The organism is Mesorhizobium sp. M5C.F.Ca.IN.020.29.1.1, from assembly GCF_003997375.1.
GTDB lineage: Bacteria > Pseudomonadota > Alphaproteobacteria > Rhizobiales > Rhizobiaceae > Mesorhizobium > Mesorhizobium wenxiniae.
Genome location: NZ_RZSW01000071.1, coordinates 1 through 17,104 on the forward strand (window position 1 = coordinate 1; position 17,104 = coordinate 17,104).

13 protein-coding genes are annotated in these 17,104 nt (G+C 56.6%); 5 read left to right on the plus strand and 8 right to left on the minus strand.

Going from position 1 to position 17,104, the window contains the following annotated elements; genetic code table 11:
• Positions 1–545: 545 nt before the first annotated feature.
• The 3 genes from EOA85_RS08710 (at position 546) to EOA85_RS08720 (ending at position 5,006) form a co-directional block, all read left to right on the plus strand.
• The gene (locus EOA85_RS08710; RefSeq protein WP_082982220.1) at positions 546–782 is read left to right on the plus strand and encodes an exopolysaccharide production repressor protein; all 237 of its coding nucleotides are present in this window, start codon (positions 546–548) and stop codon (positions 780–782) included.
• Between the two features lie 569 nt (positions 783–1,351).
• A complete protein-coding gene (locus EOA85_RS08715) occupies positions 1,352–3,226 on the plus strand; it encodes a Wzz/FepE/Etk N-terminal domain-containing protein (RefSeq protein WP_127209101.1) in 1,875 nt (624 codons plus the stop codon).
• 628 nt (positions 3,227–3,854) lie between these two features.
• A complete protein-coding gene (locus tag EOA85_RS08720; RefSeq protein ID WP_127209102.1) occupies positions 3,855–5,006 on the plus strand; it encodes a glycosyltransferase family 4 protein in 1,152 nt (383 codons plus the stop codon).
• Between the two features lie 93 nt (positions 5,007–5,099).
• On the opposite strand, the gene EOA85_RS37360 is transcribed toward EOA85_RS08720, so the two are convergent.
• The 4 genes from EOA85_RS37360 to EOA85_RS08740 form a co-directional block, all read right to left on the minus strand.
• Positions 5,100–5,507, minus strand: a complete 408-nt coding sequence (locus tag EOA85_RS37360; protein WP_164759557.1) for a hypothetical protein — start codon at positions 5,505–5,507, stop codon at positions 5,100–5,102.
• Positions 5,508–5,509: 2 nt separating this feature from the next.
• Complete coding sequence (locus EOA85_RS08730) at positions 5,510–6,475, minus strand: glycosyltransferase family 2 protein (protein WP_127209103.1); 966 nt, start codon at positions 6,473–6,475, stop codon at positions 5,510–5,512.
• The gene (locus EOA85_RS08735) at positions 6,472–7,752 is read right to left on the minus strand and encodes an O-antigen ligase family protein (protein WP_127209104.1); all 1,281 of its coding nucleotides are present in this window, start codon (positions 7,750–7,752) and stop codon (positions 6,472–6,474) included. The genes EOA85_RS08730 and EOA85_RS08735 overlap by 4 nt, the downstream gene beginning before the upstream one ends.
• A 277-nt stretch (positions 7,753–8,029) precedes the next feature.
• Positions 8,030–10,084 (minus strand): hypothetical protein, encoded by a 2,055-nt coding sequence (locus tag EOA85_RS08740; protein WP_127209105.1) that lies wholly within the window; start codon positions 10,082–10,084, stop codon positions 8,030–8,032.
• A 153-nt stretch (positions 10,085–10,237) separates the two neighbouring features.
• Here EOA85_RS08740 and EOA85_RS08745 point away from each other — a divergent pair, with 153 nt between their 5' ends.
• Positions 10,238–11,089 carry a sulfotransferase gene (locus EOA85_RS08745; protein WP_127209106.1) on the plus strand — a complete coding sequence of 284 codons (852 nt, stop codon included), beginning with the start codon at positions 10,238–10,240 and terminating at the stop codon, positions 11,087–11,089.
• A gap of 193 nt (positions 11,090–11,282) precedes the next feature.
• Here the strand turns inward: EOA85_RS08745 and EOA85_RS08750 are convergent, their stop codons facing one another.
• The 4 genes from EOA85_RS08750 to EOA85_RS08765 all read right to left on the minus strand — a co-directional run bounded on the left by EOA85_RS08750 (position 11,283) and on the right by EOA85_RS08765 (position 15,823).
• Entirely contained in the window at positions 11,283–12,779 is a 1,497-nt protein-coding gene (locus EOA85_RS08750) for a lipopolysaccharide biosynthesis protein (protein WP_164759559.1), read from the minus strand.
• 335 nt (positions 12,780–13,114) lie between these two features.
• Complete coding sequence (locus tag EOA85_RS08755) at positions 13,115–14,344, minus strand: glycosyltransferase (RefSeq protein ID WP_127209108.1); 1,230 nt, start codon at positions 14,342–14,344, stop codon at positions 13,115–13,117.
• Positions 14,345–14,390: 46 nt separating this feature from the next.
• The gene (locus EOA85_RS08760) at positions 14,391–14,576 is read right to left on the minus strand and encodes a hypothetical protein (protein WP_127209109.1); all 186 of its coding nucleotides are present in this window, start codon (positions 14,574–14,576) and stop codon (positions 14,391–14,393) included.
• A complete protein-coding gene (locus EOA85_RS08765) occupies positions 14,573–15,823 on the minus strand; it encodes a glycosyltransferase (RefSeq protein WP_127209110.1) in 1,251 nt (416 codons plus the stop codon). Before EOA85_RS08765 ends, EOA85_RS08760 begins: the two co-directional genes overlap by 4 nt.
• A 437-nt stretch (positions 15,824–16,260) precedes the next feature.
• Between EOA85_RS08765 and EOA85_RS08770 the strand changes: the two genes are divergently transcribed.
• Positions 16,261–17,104 (plus strand): polysaccharide pyruvyl transferase family protein (locus tag EOA85_RS08770; protein ID WP_164759560.1); only part of this gene is annotated, 844 nt, incomplete at its 3' end.

Sequence of the window (17,104 nt, forward strand, 5' to 3'; positions counted from 1 at the left end):
ACGGCAACAAGGCAGACGATATTCCGAGATCGCGCCACTCTGATCGTCATCCGGCTGGAAGAATACAACTATCCGGCGGCCACCGATCGCGTCGATCATGGTTTGGCTATCGTCCGCGACGCTCCTGGTCGTCGATCTGGTGCAGTCGTGGAGCCCAAACGCTATGGCTGACGTCACCGGCGTGTCGTCGGCCGGAAGCGACACCGCCGGCCAGCGAACAGCCGGTCGCGCGCTACCTGATGGCAGTCGCGTCTGGTGGCCTGAGCGGCGTTGGCCCGCCTGACGCGCGGCTGCTATGTCCGCCGCTCCGTTAAACACGGAAGCTGCGCGGCGGACACACCAACGTCACCACTGAATGCCACGCCATTTTTTGCAGAACTTGACGCACACAACTCCTGGAAGCAAGCGTCCTGGCACAGGTTCTTTATTCGCACATGCTAATATATTGGTCGCCCTGACCCGTTCCGATATGTTATGATGGTTAACGCGCTGAGGCCTGGATAGCCAAGGAGCGCGTCACGTCAGCGGCTGCGAGTGGGACGGCGATGTCCTTTTTGCTTTTTTTGCGAGGCCTTGTCATAGTACTGTTGGCATTCGCCATCAGTATATATTTGCTCACCGGCTCCCTCTGGGGCACGTTTGTCCAGACGTTAATTTGTGGGATCTTGATACAGCTTGGGTACTTTGTTGCTGTCATGCTGCTAGTGTGGCGCTCGGTCTCCAAAGAATCGGTGACTCCGAAGTCAGAATCGGTGACTCCGAAGTCACACATCGCGCGATGAGTCCGAAAGGGAGCAACTGCCGAGCCACTTAGTAAGTGAGGCGGGCCACGCTCCGCCTTTATGGGCTCTGGCTGCTAGAGCAGGACGATCAGCAAGATGACACCCCACACCACGAAACAAAATGTGACTGCAGCCTGTCTTATTCGGGCACCGGAGAGGCTTTCCGCGAGGCGCCAGATGCGCGCAGGACACTTGCGGTGATCGTTAGCGCGAGTCTGTGATCGACGAGCCATTCCTGTTTCCCGCAGGACAGGCTCAACCGGAGCCCGGAATCTCTTGCTCAGATGTTTTGCCATTTGGCAACACGACTCAATTTCTTCCTTCAGTTGGAGCTTACGACATGCAGCGGAATTGCGGCAGTCGGAGCATGGGCCGCGTGAGGTTTCGTTTATTGCATCGAGGTTAGGATTTGCGCTTTTGGCGAAGAGCGGGCTGATGCCCGCCCCGAGCGGTGCTCCTGTGCTCCGTGGGCGTCGATACTGAATTTGCAGACATTTAGTCAGATAATGTGGTATGGTGTTTGCCATTACCGATGCGCTGCCAGTCTCATCCCACGGGTTTGAAGGCTTATGCTTCGCGAAGTTGAAAAGCACCCGGATTCTGCCTTCACATTCGGCGATCCTCAGTGGGGAACGATTGATCTCGAAACACTCGTGGCGGCAGCGCAACGGCAGTTGAGGTTCGTCCTTACATGCGCGCTCGCAGGACTTGTGCTGGGGCTGGCCTATCTTTGGGCTGAGGTGCCCTTGTACGAGTCGACCGCCAGAATCCTGATCGACAAGAACCAGCCATCCGTCGTGACGAAGTTAACAGAGAGCGGAAGCTCCGCACCGCTTGACCCGATGATGCTGAGTCAGGTCGAATTGTTGCGGTCCGACCGCATCGGGCTAAAGGTCGTTGACAGCCTCGGTCTTGCTACCGATCGCTCTTTCTTGTCAGCGCCATATTCATTGCTCAACAGTCTTTCAGGATCGGTCGCTCGGTTGTTTTGGCCATTCATCGGCAGTTCCGAAGCAAGTGGAGCGCCGGTGAAATCGAGTGCCGCGCGAGGATCCGATCCTCGATGGCAGGCATTTGGCATTCTGGCTGAGAATATAACGGTAGATCGCGTAGGAGATTCTTACATTCTGCAAGTCCAATTTCGGTCGCCTAGCCCCGAAATGGCGCAAAAAATAGCCAGTAAATATGCAGAAATCTATATCGCTGACCAAGTCGGAGCCAAAGACGAGTCGATTATCAGAGCTCGCAGCGCACTGGCGGAAGAGCTCGAGACGGTGCGGAAGCGATCGGTTGATGCCGAGCTCGCAATCCACAGGTTCCGAACAGACAATACGCTGACCAAGGAGACGCTGGTTACCTTGCGCCAGCTCGAACTTGAGGCGTCCTCTCTCAAGTCGCAATATGAACAGGTTCTGCAGCAGTACCAAGCGAGCCTGCAGAACCTTTCGATAGCGTTGACGGAGGCGCGGACTATCTCGGAGGCACCATACCCCGGCAGACCGAGTTCTCCGAACAGCAGTCTTACGTTGGCGTTCTGCGCCGTGCTCGGCGGCATGATTGGCGCCGGTGTGGGCGGAATTCGGGAGTACCGTGAGCGCTTTTTCCGCACGACGGCTCAAGTGCGCGATGAGCTCGGACTTCAGACGCTCGGAATGATCCCTTTGCTGGACGGGAAGCCAATTCGGCGAAACCAGCACGATCGTGCGGCCGGAGAGCCGCCATTCATCGAGGTGGGGAACAGCGCTTTCAACTGGGTAGAACAACATCCGCGCTCGGAATTCGCCGAAGCGATGCGAACTGTGAAAGTCGCTGTTGACGTCGAGTTACCAAGGAAGAGCACCAAGGTGCTCGGCATCGTTTCTTGCCTCCCGGGAGAAGGGAAGTCTCTGGTCGCTGCTAATTTAGCGATTGTTCTTGCTATGCAGCGTTGTAAGACATTGTTGATCGATGCTGATATCCACAATCCTGGGTTGTCACCTATGTTGGCCAACGGCTGGGAACGAGGCCTGGCCAACTTGTTGGCTGGAGAACTCAATCCGAGAGACGTGCTGGCCCATCAGTCATTGCCATTGAGGTTCCTGCCCGGCGTGAACCAGAGCCAACAGAAGCTCGCAAACATCGTGCAGCCTATCGAGAAAATGGGCGACTTTCTGCTCAAGGTGGGCCCTATGTTCAATTACGTTGTCGTTGATTTGCCCCCGTTGGCTCCAGTCGCGGACGTGAGGTCCTTTATCCAGCACCTCGACGGCCTTGTTCTGGTTGTTGAATGGGGTGTGACCGCTCGTACATTCGTGCGCGAAATCCTCGACAACAACCCGACCCTGGCGGATAAATGCATCGGCGTTCTGCTCAACAAGGTCGATATCAAAAGAATCAAGCGGTACCAAAAATTCGGCAGCGCCGAATTTTACAGTGAACGTTATCATCGGTATTACCAGGCCTAGTTGTGGAGCAGGCATATTGAACAGAGGGGTCTCGTGAAGATCGCAATTGTACACTATTGGCTCGTCACGATGCGCGGCAGCGAAAAAGTTGTTAGGTCGTCTTGCGATTGTATCCAGAGGGTCCCGGTCGCTCTTGAACAAGAAAGGGCAGCATTACCCGCCTTGGGCCAGTAGGCTCGGGGTGCTGATTCCACGAAGGAGAGCAACGCCATGAGAAAGCATAGCAAGAACGGATTGCTGATGTCTGGCAGGAAGTTGAGTAGGCTTGGCAAGCTTTGGAAGCAAGCTTCGAGCGCTTCTGCCTGACCGCAGGCATCACGGCGATGGAGGATCTGCTGCGGGTTGACGCCGAGGGGCTGACTGGAGCGCGCCACGCACGCAGCCCGGCGCCGCGGGCTCGCAACCGTTACGTGGCGTCCATTAGATCGGGCGCGCAAACTGGGAAACCAAAGTTGCTTGGCGACAGTAGCGAAGCGGCCCGGTTTTCTGCGATTCGCGGATCAGTTGAACGGATGCAATTGCAGAGCATGGCATCGCTGATCATCGCGGGACTGTTCTCTCGGCCCGCCTACAGTATCCCCTCATATCGGCTAAAGGCGAGGCGGGCGGCATTGGGAGTTCTTGACCCATGATATCTCAGCCTCCGCACGGCATCATCCTGATGACGTGCGAATATCCTCCATTTCCTGGTGGCATCGGAACATACGCCGGACGGTTGGTCGACATCGTTCGTGCTGGTGGCCACGCTGCGACCGTCATAGCGCCTGCCTATCCTGATCTTCCTGCCGTTCCCCAGGAGCCGGATACCCATCGCATTCTGCGGCATCATCAAATTTCTCCATTCGGGGCGCTGCGGGCGCTTTCTATTCTGCGCAACGTTCCTAAGGACAGGTTGTTTTTGGCCGCCGACATACGCAGTGTACTTCTGACATTTGTGCTACGACCGTTCCATCGCAGAGGATATCGAGCGATGATTCATGGCAGCGAAGTCAGCAAATTCAGGACCGATTCCATCCTTTTTCGGTTTGTACGCCGCGCCTACGAAGGAGCAGATGTCGTTTTCGCCAACTCACATGCGACACTGCGGATCTTTTCCGAAAGTTTTGGAATGCCCCGGAAGGGTGTCGTCACGTATCTCGGCGTGGATCCCACATGGTTTCAGCCAATCCATGGAAATTTTGAACACCCGCAACTTGCAGCTGTACCACAAGCTGCAAGCGTCATTTGCGCAGTCGGACGTATCGAGCCTCGGAAGGGCCAGCTGGAAACTGTCCGGGCTATCGCGAGCGCGCGCGATGAATACGGATTAGACAATCCGATCTTTGTGATGGCTGGACGGGCCGAAGATCAGGCCTATGCCTCAAAGATATTGGATGAAGCGGCACGAGCTCGTGTTCCAGTGATCGCTACCGGTAGGCTGTCCGACGACGACTTAAAGCGCTTATACCGCCGTGCGGCGTGCCACACATTGTTCGCACGAGAGCTACAGGGAAAGATCGAGGGCTTCGGGCTAGTGTTGGTTGAGGCCGGTGCGCAAGGATGTCCTTCGATAGCAACGGCCGTCGGCGGCATACCCGAGGTCATGGGCTCCACTGGTGTGCTGGTGCCCCCGGAGGACGTGAACGCGATGGCCCGCGCGATAGCAACCTATGTGGCCAATGCAGAACTGCGTGAGCGCGACGGTGCTCTTGCCAAATCACGGGCACGCACCTTCGACTGGGCAACCTGTGCAGGCGCGACGTTTCCGGAGCTGAATGGGCTGAGCCCGAGGCCAAAGTAGCTGCTCAGCTTTTCCGGAGTCGGGAACCAATGAATATCGCCAAACGATGAAAGGGTTGTTGAAGCAACCACGGAAGTCCGCCCGGTAGCGTCATCAACCGGAGAGCTCGTGACTCTTGAGCGATTGTTTGGCGAGAGTTTTATCAAGCTCGGCGAGCTGCACCGATACACGTTCGAGCTCGTTGACGCCTTTGTTAACAATGCCGCCGAGCGCGCTCCTTGCGGTATCGCTCTGGGGCGTACAGATCGAATATACTGGCATGAATGGTGCGTTCTTGGCCCGCTCGGGGGACGGGACGCAGCGATCGATGCTGCATCGACAACGTGGCTTCAACGCCGTTGGCTTGCAGAACGCGGTGGAATCGAAACCCGGCGAGTGCGCATCGGAGAGCTCTGATTTCGCCTCCGTTATGGTCCTGCCGTCGCGGTACAGAATAATCGCTACGGAAGGATTCCAGGGCTGCCGCCTGAGATGCTCGAACTCTCGCCATTCCGCCAGCATCTTTAAGAGCTGTCAGCAAAGTCTTTGCGCAAGGCGCGGTAGAACAATAGCTTGGCTGCACGGCGCACCTGCGGATCCATGCCCCTCGGCAGGGCGCAAAGAAAAAAGTAAACGTACACCCGCCATGACAATGGATCGTGCCACATCGCGCGAATGAGCAAGCGCAATCCGCGTTTCGTTTCGCCTTGAGCCACGCAATCATTGCCCGCCTTTGCGTACAAACGCGCGTTGCGCCGACGCGCGAGGTGCGCAAGTTCCGGCCGTCGGATGACCCATTCTCGCGTGAGGCCTTCGCCTATCGGCAGAAGCGCGTCGAGTCTGCGGGTTATGTTCGCGCCATGGCGCCGTTTATAGACGAGTGCTCCGGCCACATGTTGAAATGTCCAACGCTCGGCTGCGCGCATACAAAACTCTGTATCCTCTCCAGCCCTGAATGCCTCGTTGAATACGCCGATATCTTCGACCATCTCCCGCCGCATAACCATACTGGAAGGAATAATCGGCCCATCACGCAGAAAATATGTCGGCAGCGTATCGCATTGGTCCGCGCGATAGCGGCGCACGGCGACGTGTAGAGCATCGGACAGGTCCGGAGCGGAAAAATCGACAAAATCGCCATAGACAAGACCTGCCTTGCAGCCATTGCCCAAGACGGCTAATTGACGTTCAAGCTTGTCCTCGGCCCAGAAGTCATCGCCGTCGAGAATTGCAATAAGATCGCCAGCAGCATGTCTGATGGCAAGATTCCTCGCCGATGGAAGCCCGATCCCCGCCGTCGTCAGGACATGTGCGCGCGGTTCCCTGCGACCCAGCGATGCAATCACTTCCGACGAGCCGTCCTTCGAGCCATCATTGACAATGATGATCTCTTTGATGTGGCTCGACGCCGTCTGATTAATCACGCTTTCCACTGCCTGCACGATGAAGCGTTCTTCATTGTGACATGTCATGATAACCGAAACACTCATCTCGTGTTTCCTGGCAATGGGCTCGCGAGAAATCGAGGATGTCTCATGCCCCTGGGGTGGCTCCTCCGCATCCTGTGCAATGATAGGCAAAGCCCGTGCCGCGTCAATTCAGGCAGGAGCGAGACAAGACTCAGCGTAACGAAAGCTCGCGTGCCGGAGGCTTCTGTTCCAACGTAAAAGGCGCAGGGAACAAGGAGCACGAGGGGCAGAAGCCGTGCCTGGACCGCTCCGATCAATCCGAGAGAAAGCGCCCGGCTTAGAGTACGGCTTAAGCGAAACCATGCAGCAATCCATATGAGAACATAGAGGCTGAGCCCAATGATGCCGTTCTCGGTGAGGATACGTTGAAACTCGCCATGTATCCCAAGCTGCAACTCGTCAGGAAGTTCGCTGAAATCCGTCTCGATAATATTCTTGAATTGGTTCGTACCCACGCCCATCAGTGGATATTCGGAGATGAGTTGTCTGGACAGGGTGAAAGCAAACGCGCGCTGTACATTGCTCGGGGTGTCTCCGGGGGCATATTTCCCCTTCGCGGCCAGATATTCGTATTGCCCCGTGCTCAGCGGATCGAGAATGGTCTGCATTTGCTTCTCGACATAGGCGTTATTGATCGTGGTCGACAGCACGAAAAGTGCCACGAAGCCAGCGGCGATCGCTGGTACCATCGCAGCGAGCCGTCCGCGCATCAGAAGCGCGGCGGTCAGAAAGAAGTAGATCAAAAACGCCTTGCGTTCCCCGGATAGCAGGAGCAGGGGAAGTATCCCTGCCCATACCAACCAAAGGGTGCGCCGCTTGCCCCGGTTGACGAAGAGGAGGAGGCCTGCGAGCGCAATTGGAAGGAAGGTGAACGCGAGCCTCGGATCGACCAGATGCTTCCAACCGACCAAGTAGCCATGGGCGACATGCCAGGTGATCGTATAGGCGAGAATCAGCATCATGCCGAAAAGCAAGATGTTGACGGCCTTCTGCGTCTCGAGCCATCTAGCCTCCTGTGCGATGGCGAACGCAAAGGCGCCCACGGTGGACATCTGCAACAGCTCGCGCAGGCCGTTCTCTGGGTCCACGCTGAAGGCCGAGACCATGTGCCAGCCCAAGAAGGGCAGGAGCAGTAGAAAACCGGCTGAAAAAGCCAAATTTCGCCAACGCCCCGTCGCCAGGCCAAAAAAAAGCATCAGCAATGCGATCAGCTCGAACGGACGCAGCAATACAAGACCCGTCTCGAGCCTGATTGGCAGGAAGAGGCTTAGTATCGCGAATGTGAGGAGATAACGCATCTCAGCCCCCTCGCGGCGCGATATTCTTTTAGCACGTTCTCTTTCCCGGAAACAGAACTTGTTGGATGTATCAATGCCAGCCCGCGGAGAAACACTTCACGCTGCTCCAGCCGACGACCCCATCGTTCCGCCCGTTGTGGCAATCCCATATCGAAGAGGTTTCCGCCTGTTGGGAAAACTCACCCTCCTCGGCTGCGGGGAGGCTTACTGGTGGCAGAGCTCGTCAGCAGTCCGACGAGAGTGATGACGCATCCTGGTGTCGCGCAGTCGATGCGTTCTAGCCGACGGTCTCGCTCTCCGGGGTCCAGGCTTCTGGCTGGTCGAGCACAGAAACCGCGCGAACATGGCAGCGAATCTTATGCCCGACATCCCGCGTGCTGAGCTCATAACTTGTGCCGGTTTCGCCCACGATCGGAACGCCGTCACGATACCATAGACATTCTATTTGCGACGCAATAACGTTCGGTACGACGGTCAGCGCCTGGCCCGGTGAAGCCCGGCCCGAGAAGGCCGGCAATGCGCTGAAGCCCGTCGGGACCCTAGCCAGTTCCGTTTCCGTCTGCCGGACCCTTATATAGTCGATCACCATGTCATACGTCTGCGACGGGTCCGGTTGAGCGCGCCCCTTTTTTTTATCGTAAGCGAAATCCACGATGATGTATTTTTTTACTGCGAGCTCCGGTGTCGTCGGAACGCGCGCCACTTCATAGCCGTCGATCACGAAATAAGTATAATCATCTTCGATCTGCGCATACCACGTATGAAATTCGCCATCGTATACGTCGATCGTGCTAGGAAAACCACTTGATGGATCGACTTGATAGCCGGCGATTTTCCGGCGCACGTCACGTGGCGTGATATGTGGATCTGCATAGCCGAGTCTGGGTTTGTGCACGTGCTGGCTGATGTTGATATAGGCCCCGTTGAGACCGTCATATTCCCAAAAGTCCGTCTCAAGACGATTGCGCGTCCGCCAGAATAGATGCTCCTTCCCATACGCCCAGAAAGCAGGGAAAAATCCAGGGCGGGGCGCGAGTATCTTCGGCAGTCTGGCGCGGATCTCAAAGATCCCCTTTCCCCAACACCGCCCTTGGCCATTGTTGCTCACGGAAGAGAACGCACCTGTTCTCCAACGGCCCTTATGCAAGAGCCGGAGCGCCAGCGTGTGGCTGGTGGCGTCGTGCTCATAGGAGGAGGGCGACGCCGAGATCGGCGGGGGAGCGGCGTCAACACCAACGGTCGTCAGATGGGTCGGCGCATACCAGATGCTGCTTTGCGCGCCTGTGAAATCATCGACAACCGAGTTGGATTCGAAGTCGTCAAAAAAAACCGTTGTGTAAGCGCGGATCGGGGGCGCCGCCTCACCACGATGAGCATATCGGTCATCGCCGATGGCTGCCCAGGACGCCCACGAGGCTGAATCGAACGCATAACGTTCCGGTTCGTCGTTCGCATCCACAGCTGAAGGAGGGCTCTGGCGATAGGGATGATCGCCGGGCAGGGCGGATTGCCGGCCGACGCGCCACATGCCCCATCCCATTAGCCTGTCGATCTGGGAGTCATTTAGTTCGCTTTGTCCGATGATGACGCAGTCGATCGCGACATCTGCCCTCATCGGATTGTTCACATCGCCCATGAAGCTCTGCGATTTCATCCGGTTGGGTGCCAATGCATAAATCGTCTGGCCGGCCGTGTTGATCCCATTCACCACAGCCTGCATCACGAATCCGCGGCGGTACCCGACCATGACATTCCAGTCGCCAAAATCCGTCGAGCATAGCCCTTCCTCGCTCTTGAGCTTGCCATCATGGAGCCGCGAAACGAATGTGCCGGCCGAGGGCTTGAAACAGACCTGGGGCTGGCGATGCACCGGGCCACCCTCCGCGCCATTGACGCAAAGAACGGAAACGTTATTCGCGTCGGCGTTGACTGCCGAATTGCACCGGGCGATCACCAACCACCAGCGGTGAAGATACGGGGCGTCGTTATCGGCGGGCCAAGTCAATGCCTGTTTCGTGCCCTTCTTGAAGAGAACGCCGCCGTTATTCGGAAGCTTTGTCGGGCGCAGGGAGGGCTCGGCTTGCATCGCAGCCACCGGCTTCACGCCGCTCGATTGCCACGAGGAGACTTCGCCTTCGGCCAGATCCTCCTGAAACCAGGATTTCACAATCATTTCCGGGAACAGACCAGGATTCCAGGAGTGAGCGTTCGGCTGCGAGCCTTGCGCCGGACCGGCTGCGCGAGCGTCCCGCCCCAGGCGACCGGATGCCGTCAGCACAAGGGCGGCGCATGCGGCCCGCGCCAGGTCCCGGCGAGAAAGTTGGTTGGTCATTGTCGTGTGCCAATAATTGCTGGTTTCGGGATGTGACTTCTTAATATCGCGCTTCTCCTCACAAGCTCCGCAGCATATCATAGGTTTCGGTTTAGCCTTTCAACGACAGCCAGGGAAAGTGTGTCGCGCCTGATGCTATAACGGAGAAAGCAGATGCAGACCGCCGACAGGATCGATGCTTCGCCTCTCACTAGGCCGGGCAAGGCTCTTCCGCCCAATGCACTTCTATTGAATTGCTTTGGCCGAGGTGGGTCAAGCATTGTCTGGAACATGATCGGCAGTTCGCCGGATGTGTTGATGCCAAAGTACGAATGGCATGTGGGAGTGTTCGGACGTTTCCACAAGCTGCGCAAGGCTGCGTGCCATATTGGCGGGGCCGTCAACTGGGCATCTGTTCCCGTCTTTTGGCGGCATATGCGCGCAGCGACTGCCGAGACCGTCCTCCCTGGGGAGCGCAACGAAAAGGCCCAAGCACGCTACGTCGTTTTGAAGGTGATGGACTACTACATCGCATTCGACGACGCGATTGCGCGCGGCTTTATGGAAGCGCGGAACCTTGTGCTTACGCGGCATCCATTGCCGATGTGCGAAGGGCTGATACGCAGCGGTCTCAGCGAGGCGAGCGCGATCAAATGGTACAATGATGTGACTAGCCTGATGTTCAAAGCCTCGAGGAAGCGTGATGCGCTATCGCTTCGATTCGAGGATTTGATCCAATCACCGGATGCGTTTGTTAGAAGCCTTTACCACGCGCTCGGCATAGCGGCAGCGGAGGACGGAAAGATCAGGTTTAAGGTTAAATCATTTGGGACGGCGCGAAAGGCAAACGCAGACGCCGCAACTGGCGAAAAGCTGCGGATAAAATTGGACGAAGCATCCGATCACATCGCATCAGACGTCAACACGCGAGCGGTTGCCCGCCTCGATCGTTCAGCACGACAGCGGATTTGGGAAGGCACCCGCGCAACCGCAGAATTGTTCGATTATGGAGGTGATAATTTCTGACTTTGTGCGGTTAACGGCTGGAGGAGCGGCCGTTCCGGTGAGAGAAAACGGCAATCGCCTCCTCGTCAAGGAGGCCAACCGTCTCAAGGCCGCCGACTGTGTCTCCAATCCCCGTACTTATATGATGTGATTGCGCACCACAAATCGTCGGATGGGCAGTTGGAGAGGCGCCGAGTGTGCAGGGTATCGTTGGCTATGCAAATCTAATCCATTTCGTTTTCTTGGATGTTAAAGTCTGCAAGACTTCCACACCATGTTTTCCGAAGAGCAGCGACGCTCTCAGATAGACAGTGACAACGGACAATGTACCTATAACGAGAAGTCCGGTCGCGAGTACAAGATAGTCGGGCGATCCGGCAAGCAGCATTTTGACCGCCGAGCCGGTGGCGAACACCACAGCGGCGAATGCGACAGGCGGCACATGGACGAGCGCGAAATCCAGAGCTGATAATCCCGTTATCCGACAAGTCATCGCCGCATAAAGGAAGAAACTCGTCGCAATGGCGCCGGACACTGAAAAGGCCACTGCGTTCACGCCGTAGGGCGCCGAGAAGAACGCGAATGAAGCGACAAGGGCCATGTAAATGATCTGCATGGAGGCCATTCGGTAACTTTGGCCCGTCGCAAGCGTCACGGCTGCGCACACTCTGTAACCCACGCGGAAATAAATTACTGCAGAGAATATGATAACGGGAGCGACGGCATCCGTCCATTTCTGGCCGAGGATTGTCAGAACAATCTCTTTTGCGAAACAGCATAGAAATGCGCTAGTCGGTAGAGCAAGCGCCGCCGTCAAAGCATACCCCTTGAGCTGAGCGCTGCATAGCCTGGCCTTGTCGTGATGAATCTTCGACAGGAGCGGGAAAATCACGCTCTTGTTCAGATTGCCGAACAGATTTGCTGGCATAGCAATCAGATAATACGCTCGCGAGTAAATGCCCAGTTCTGCAGTGCCGATCAACCGCGCGACAATGACATTATCGATATATTTGGCGGTGACGGATGATATACCGGCCAGCGAATAGCCCAAGCTCTGTCTGCGGATATCACGATAGGACTGCATGTCGAAACTGGGCCTCACGAGATAGTCCCTGGCGATGAAGAAATAGATGCTGGCCAGGATCAAAGCCTCGGCCATATACGCGACCACCAAGGCCCAATAGCTGAGTCCAAAATAGGCGAGCGGAATGGCAAGCCCGACATGGGAAGCAATCCAAGCGACCAGACTTGCTGTGGAGGATATTCTGAATTTCAGGTGCCGCGACAAAATAGCCTCGGCTGTCAGATTGAACGCGTTCGCGACCATCATCACCGCAAGGAGGCGCGAAATGAGGACCAATTCCGGCACATGAAGGAAATCGGCAATCTGCGGTGCAAACACCCATTGAAGCAAGCCGAGAATGGCAGCGATTATCATGGACAAGAAAACTACGGTTCCGATATGGCGCTCGTCGACGTCCCGTCGCTGGACCAGGGCTTGCGACATGCCGAGATTGGCAATGTTATTGCCGACGGCTGCGATGATCAGCGCAACGCCGGCAACGCCGTACTCCTGTGGGGAAAGCAGGCGCGCGAGAACGGCAGTGACCAGGACATTCAAAAAGGTTCGGGCCAGCAATGTGGCACCCGACCACGAGAGGCCGTTGGCTGCCCTCCGTGTCAGGTTTTTATGTCCAGTTACCTCGTCCAAGTTGACCTGCTCCGGACTGTCCAATTGGACTGCCACGCTTCAGTGCATGCAAGCGTGCTCCAACCTCATGAGCTATTTTCTCGCCCAACGCCTCGCGGGGTGGACCCCTCAGGCGCTCACCGTTTTCTCCATCGCTTCATAACTTAAGTCATTATGGCAGCGGCCGCATCCAGGGCACTTTTCCCTGGCCACGAAGCTCAGCTTTTCGCGAAAGTCGACCGTCATGGCTAATTACTTGGCCTCTTTGCTGCGTTGTAGTCGATCAGGAATCTCGTTCAGCGCCGCTCTCCGGCATCAATAGTCGTCATTGCTTGGGCCGGCTTCGGGGTTGCTCCTTAATAACCTATCGCCTCACGACCTGGGTGGCAGTGTCCCACAAGAGTGGCATACAACCTCATTTGCCGTGTTGCGACGCTTTCCATGCTGAATCGCGCAGTGACTGTTTGTACTGCGCGCCGCGCCATCTCATCGCGCTCGGCTTCCGATAGGCCGAGCGAGCGACGAAGGAATCCGCAATACTCCACCTGCGAGCGAGCCAAGAAGCCGCTGCGCTCATGCTCCACAACGTCGGACGCACCGCTGACATCGGTGATGATAGGGACCACGCCGCAACTCATGGCCTCGAGCAGTGCGTTTGACATGCCTTCCGACGCCGAGGTGGAAAGATAGAAATCAGCCTCCCACAGAAAGGGAAACACATCTTCGACCGCCCCGGCGAATGTGACCTTGCCGGAAAGGCCCAACCGGGCCGCCTGTTCCTCGAGAGGGACGCGGCACTGGCCATCGCCCAGGATGGTGAGTTGCGCCTTTGCGTCGGCGGGAAGTGCCGCGAACGCATCGATCATGTGCTCGACGCATTTTTCCGGTTCGAGACGGCCAAGGCAGATAAAGCGTCGGCTGCCATCGGCGCTCGGGTCGCGGTGCGGCTTGCGGGGCAGATCGATCCCATTCGGAACCATATGAATGCGATCTGCGTCGATGCCGTGTCTCTTCAGATCATTAGCGATTTGGCGGCTATTGGCCATGAAGGCCGTGACGTGACGTTTAATCAAGGCGGACGCCCAGCGACCGATGATCTTCTTTTCGCGCACAGCGTCGAGATCGAAACACCGTCCGCCCCGGGCCAATTTTGCGAGAACCGGTTTGCGCAGGAGGGCTCCTGCCAATGCCGCCGGAACAGCGTGAAGTCGGGCATGGATGATATGTACGACATCGAATTCGTCGCGACGGCGCAGCATCCAGATCAAAACCTGGACACACCACGACAGGAACGACAGCATATGGCGCCCGCCCAAATACGGAGCCGCGCGCAAACGAAGGCGATGGATAGGGACCCCGTCGATGGCGGACCGTTTCGGGGTCGAGTGCGACAGTCTGGGTGCCAAAATGGTTGCGGAAACGCCGCTCTCAACCAGCGCCCGAGCAAATCGCCGCGCCTGTTGTTCGCCGCCGCCATATGACTCAGGAAAATAGGTTGGGAGCACGAGCAGAACACGTATGCTGGGAAGAGCTTCGGCTCGCGGGGTCTTCGTCGGATAAGCGGAGGCACCTTCTGCTTCAATCATATCAATCCGCCGGATAGCGTTCCTGGAGCCAAGGCGGCCACCAAGATTACAACCCCGTCCCAAGTGCAAAAAGAAGATGCCTCTTTGGCATCTCACAGCCTTTCAGCGCATCGATCCCGTTGTCGTCCAGATCGACGCACTCCACCTCATCTCCGAAATCGGCAAAGTTTGCACCGCTAACCAATCCGGCAAGCTGCCCGATCACCGTCAAACCATAGGCTGCACCGTTCACCGCGGAAGCGCCACATTTCGGACAGGAGGTGTTGTTGACACTCCCTTGCTTGCCCGATGCTGGTCAAGAGCCTCCCGGTAAATGGCATCGGTCCGCTTGCCCACCAGCTTGACGTCCCAGTTCGAAAGATCCGTCGCCGCGGCGGCACCTTGGGCGAGGCAGGCCAGTCTTGCACGATCCTCCAGGAGGGCGGCAATGGCGTCGGCCATGGCTGCCAAATCATCCGGGGGTGTAATCACACCGTTGATACCAGGGCGGAGCACTTCGCGAAGACCTGGCAGATCGCAAGCGACGCAAGGCTTGCCACCGGCGAGATATTGCATGACCACGCGGGGCAATCCCTCCCGCATGGAACAGAGCAGGCAGATATCCGCGAGCGCGATCAGCCGCTCGGGGTCGTCCCGATAACCGGTAAAGACCACTTGCCGCTCGAGCCCAAGCTGCTTGGCCCGCGATTCCACGGTCGAGCGAAGCGGCCCGTCGCCCGCGAGCACAAGCATCGCGTCGTGGAACCGGGCGGCGACTTTGTTGAAAGCGTCCAGAAATTCCGTGTGTCGCTTGCGTGGCTCGAAAGCCGCGATCATCAAGAGCACGGACGGGCGCGGCGCGTCCGGGGTCAAGCGCAACAAATTGCGCCAACCGTCGGGCGGACCGGCGTTGCGAAAACGATCGAGATCGAATCCGGATTGGACGACATAATGTCTGTCTGGATGTCCCACTCCTGCGCTCAAGCATAAGTCGCGGATGCCCTCGCTCACACTGATGAACGCGCTGGTGATTGGCGCTGCCAGCCTTTCCAAGGCGAGATAAGCAAACCGCTCGGCGACGCCGACATTGACAAAAGGCACGATATGCACGCCATGAACGATCGCTGGAACGCCCGCCGCCCATGCGGCGAGACGCCCGAGAATGCCTGCCTTGCTGGTATGCGTATGCACGATGTCGGCATTCAAGGCGCGGAATCTCCGGGTGAGCGCCAACAATGCCCTCAGGTCGGAGACAGGCGAAATGGAGCGAGTCAGGCCCGGGACGCCAATGAGTTCCACCCGCGGGTCCACTTTAGCTATGATTTCCGGCTGGACCGTCTCGCCATGCAGCAGGACAACATCATGCCCCCTTTGCGCGGCCCAATTGCAGGAATGGACAGTATTCTCATCAGCACCGCCATTGATGAGACGGGTGATGACATGAGCGATACGCAGTCGACGCCCCAACTCAATCTTGCCTTCCGCACCCTGTACTTTCATGTCGCCGCACCGATCGCGCTGAATTTATCCGTTGGGTGCGTTCCCACGCCCAGCCGCGCTTTTGGTCGATGTGTCCCGATATCGGCGCTACTGCATTGGAGTGACATGCCACGCCCCGGTGGGTGCATGCCGTATGGAGATGAACCCCGAGTCCTAAGTGTGCCCTTCCTTCTTGGGCCAGCACTTGCAGTCCGTAAGGAGGGTTATTCCAACGGCTTCCAGTCGATCAAATCTAACTTGTTGGATTTAAACGTCTCAGAGAACTGCCGCTGTTACCCCGGGCACAGCGGAGTGTTTTTTTGTGGTATACCTTGTACCAATACTTCTGCCCTATCGCGTGTGCGCGAAATTCGGATCGGAACCAGACTCGTTCAAAAAAGTAGTCGCTCCCCGTTCGCGCATAAGCCCGAGCGCCGAGCACTTCACAGGAGCGCAGCATGACGCCGGTTCTCCGGGTCGGGATATTTGGCTTTTACAGCTATCAGAATCTCGGCGACAATGTGATGGCCTATCTTTTCTCCAAGTGTGTAAAAGATGATGGGCATGATCCAATAGTGTATGCGAAGCGGCGCTCCGACAAAATGGATTGGGGCTTTAAGATATGCTCTGATATCAAAGAATTTGTCGAGTCGGTCGATGTAGTTATATTTGGTGGAGGCGGCTTACTCATCCCTAGGCAGCAACCTTCCGAAGTTGTGGAGGATTTCAACGATGATCTTGAACTTATTCTAGAATGCACTAAAGAAAAATCTATCAAGCTATTTGCCTTTTCCATAGGAGGCGCAGGAAAAGACATCGATGAAATTGTACCCGTTGCACGCCAAGAGCTTATAAGGCGCCTAAACTATGTAACACTGAGAAATCGCGAGGATCTAAAACTCCTTGCACAAGCGAACACCGAAGGCGAGTTCTTGGATGACGTCGTATGGACGACCTCCCGCAAAATTTCTGGAAGTAGATATGACAAAGGGCGCTCGCGTCTGCGTGTGGGGCTCAATATCTACCTTGGTTCGTCCCGTCGGTCTCGGTTGGCGAAACGCATACTGCAGATTGTAACACGAATTCGCAAAGATATTGATTTCATTTTCTATGAAATCAATCCAAAAAAAGATGGGCATTTTGGAGCATTTTGCGCCAACCTGACACAAGATAATTTCAGCAGCAAAATTTTAACCGACGTGGAAGATGCATGTGGCGAGGCGTCTTCGCTTGATCTGCTGATTACCACTCGACTGCACTTTGGCGTAATTGCGATGAGCTACGGCGTGCCATGTATTGCAT

Excerpts from the sequence above, each read along its gene's own strand:
- EOA85_RS08710 (WP_082982220.1), top strand. The coding sequence starts at position 546 with ATGTCCTTTTTGCTTTTTTTGCGAGGCCTTGTCATAGTACTGTTGGCA.
- EOA85_RS08715 (WP_127209101.1), top strand. The coding sequence starts at position 1,352 with ATGCTTCGCGAAGTTGAAAAGCACCCGGATTCTGCCTTCACATTCGGC.
- EOA85_RS08720 (WP_127209102.1), top strand. The coding sequence starts at position 3,855 with ATGATATCTCAGCCTCCGCACGGCATCATCCTGATGACGTGCGAATAT.
- EOA85_RS37360 (WP_164759557.1), bottom strand. The coding sequence starts at position 5,507 with ATGCTGGCGGAATGGCGAGAGTTCGAGCATCTCAGGCGGCAGCCCTGG.
- EOA85_RS08730 (WP_127209103.1), bottom strand. The coding sequence starts at position 6,475 with ATGAGTGTTTCGGTTATCATGACATGTCACAATGAAGAACGCTTCATC.
- EOA85_RS08735 (WP_127209104.1), bottom strand. The coding sequence starts at position 7,752 with ATGCGTTATCTCCTCACATTCGCGATACTAAGCCTCTTCCTGCCAATC.
- EOA85_RS08740 (WP_127209105.1), bottom strand. The coding sequence starts at position 10,084 with ATGACCAACCAACTTTCTCGCCGGGACCTGGCGCGGGCCGCATGCGCC.
- EOA85_RS08745 (WP_127209106.1), top strand. The coding sequence starts at position 10,238 with ATGCAGACCGCCGACAGGATCGATGCTTCGCCTCTCACTAGGCCGGGC.
- EOA85_RS08755 (WP_127209108.1), bottom strand. The coding sequence starts at position 14,344 with ATGATTGAAGCAGAAGGTGCCTCCGCTTATCCGACGAAGACCCCGCGA.
- EOA85_RS08765 (WP_127209110.1), bottom strand. The coding sequence starts at position 15,823 with ATGAAAGTACAGGGTGCGGAAGGCAAGATTGAGTTGGGGCGTCGACTG.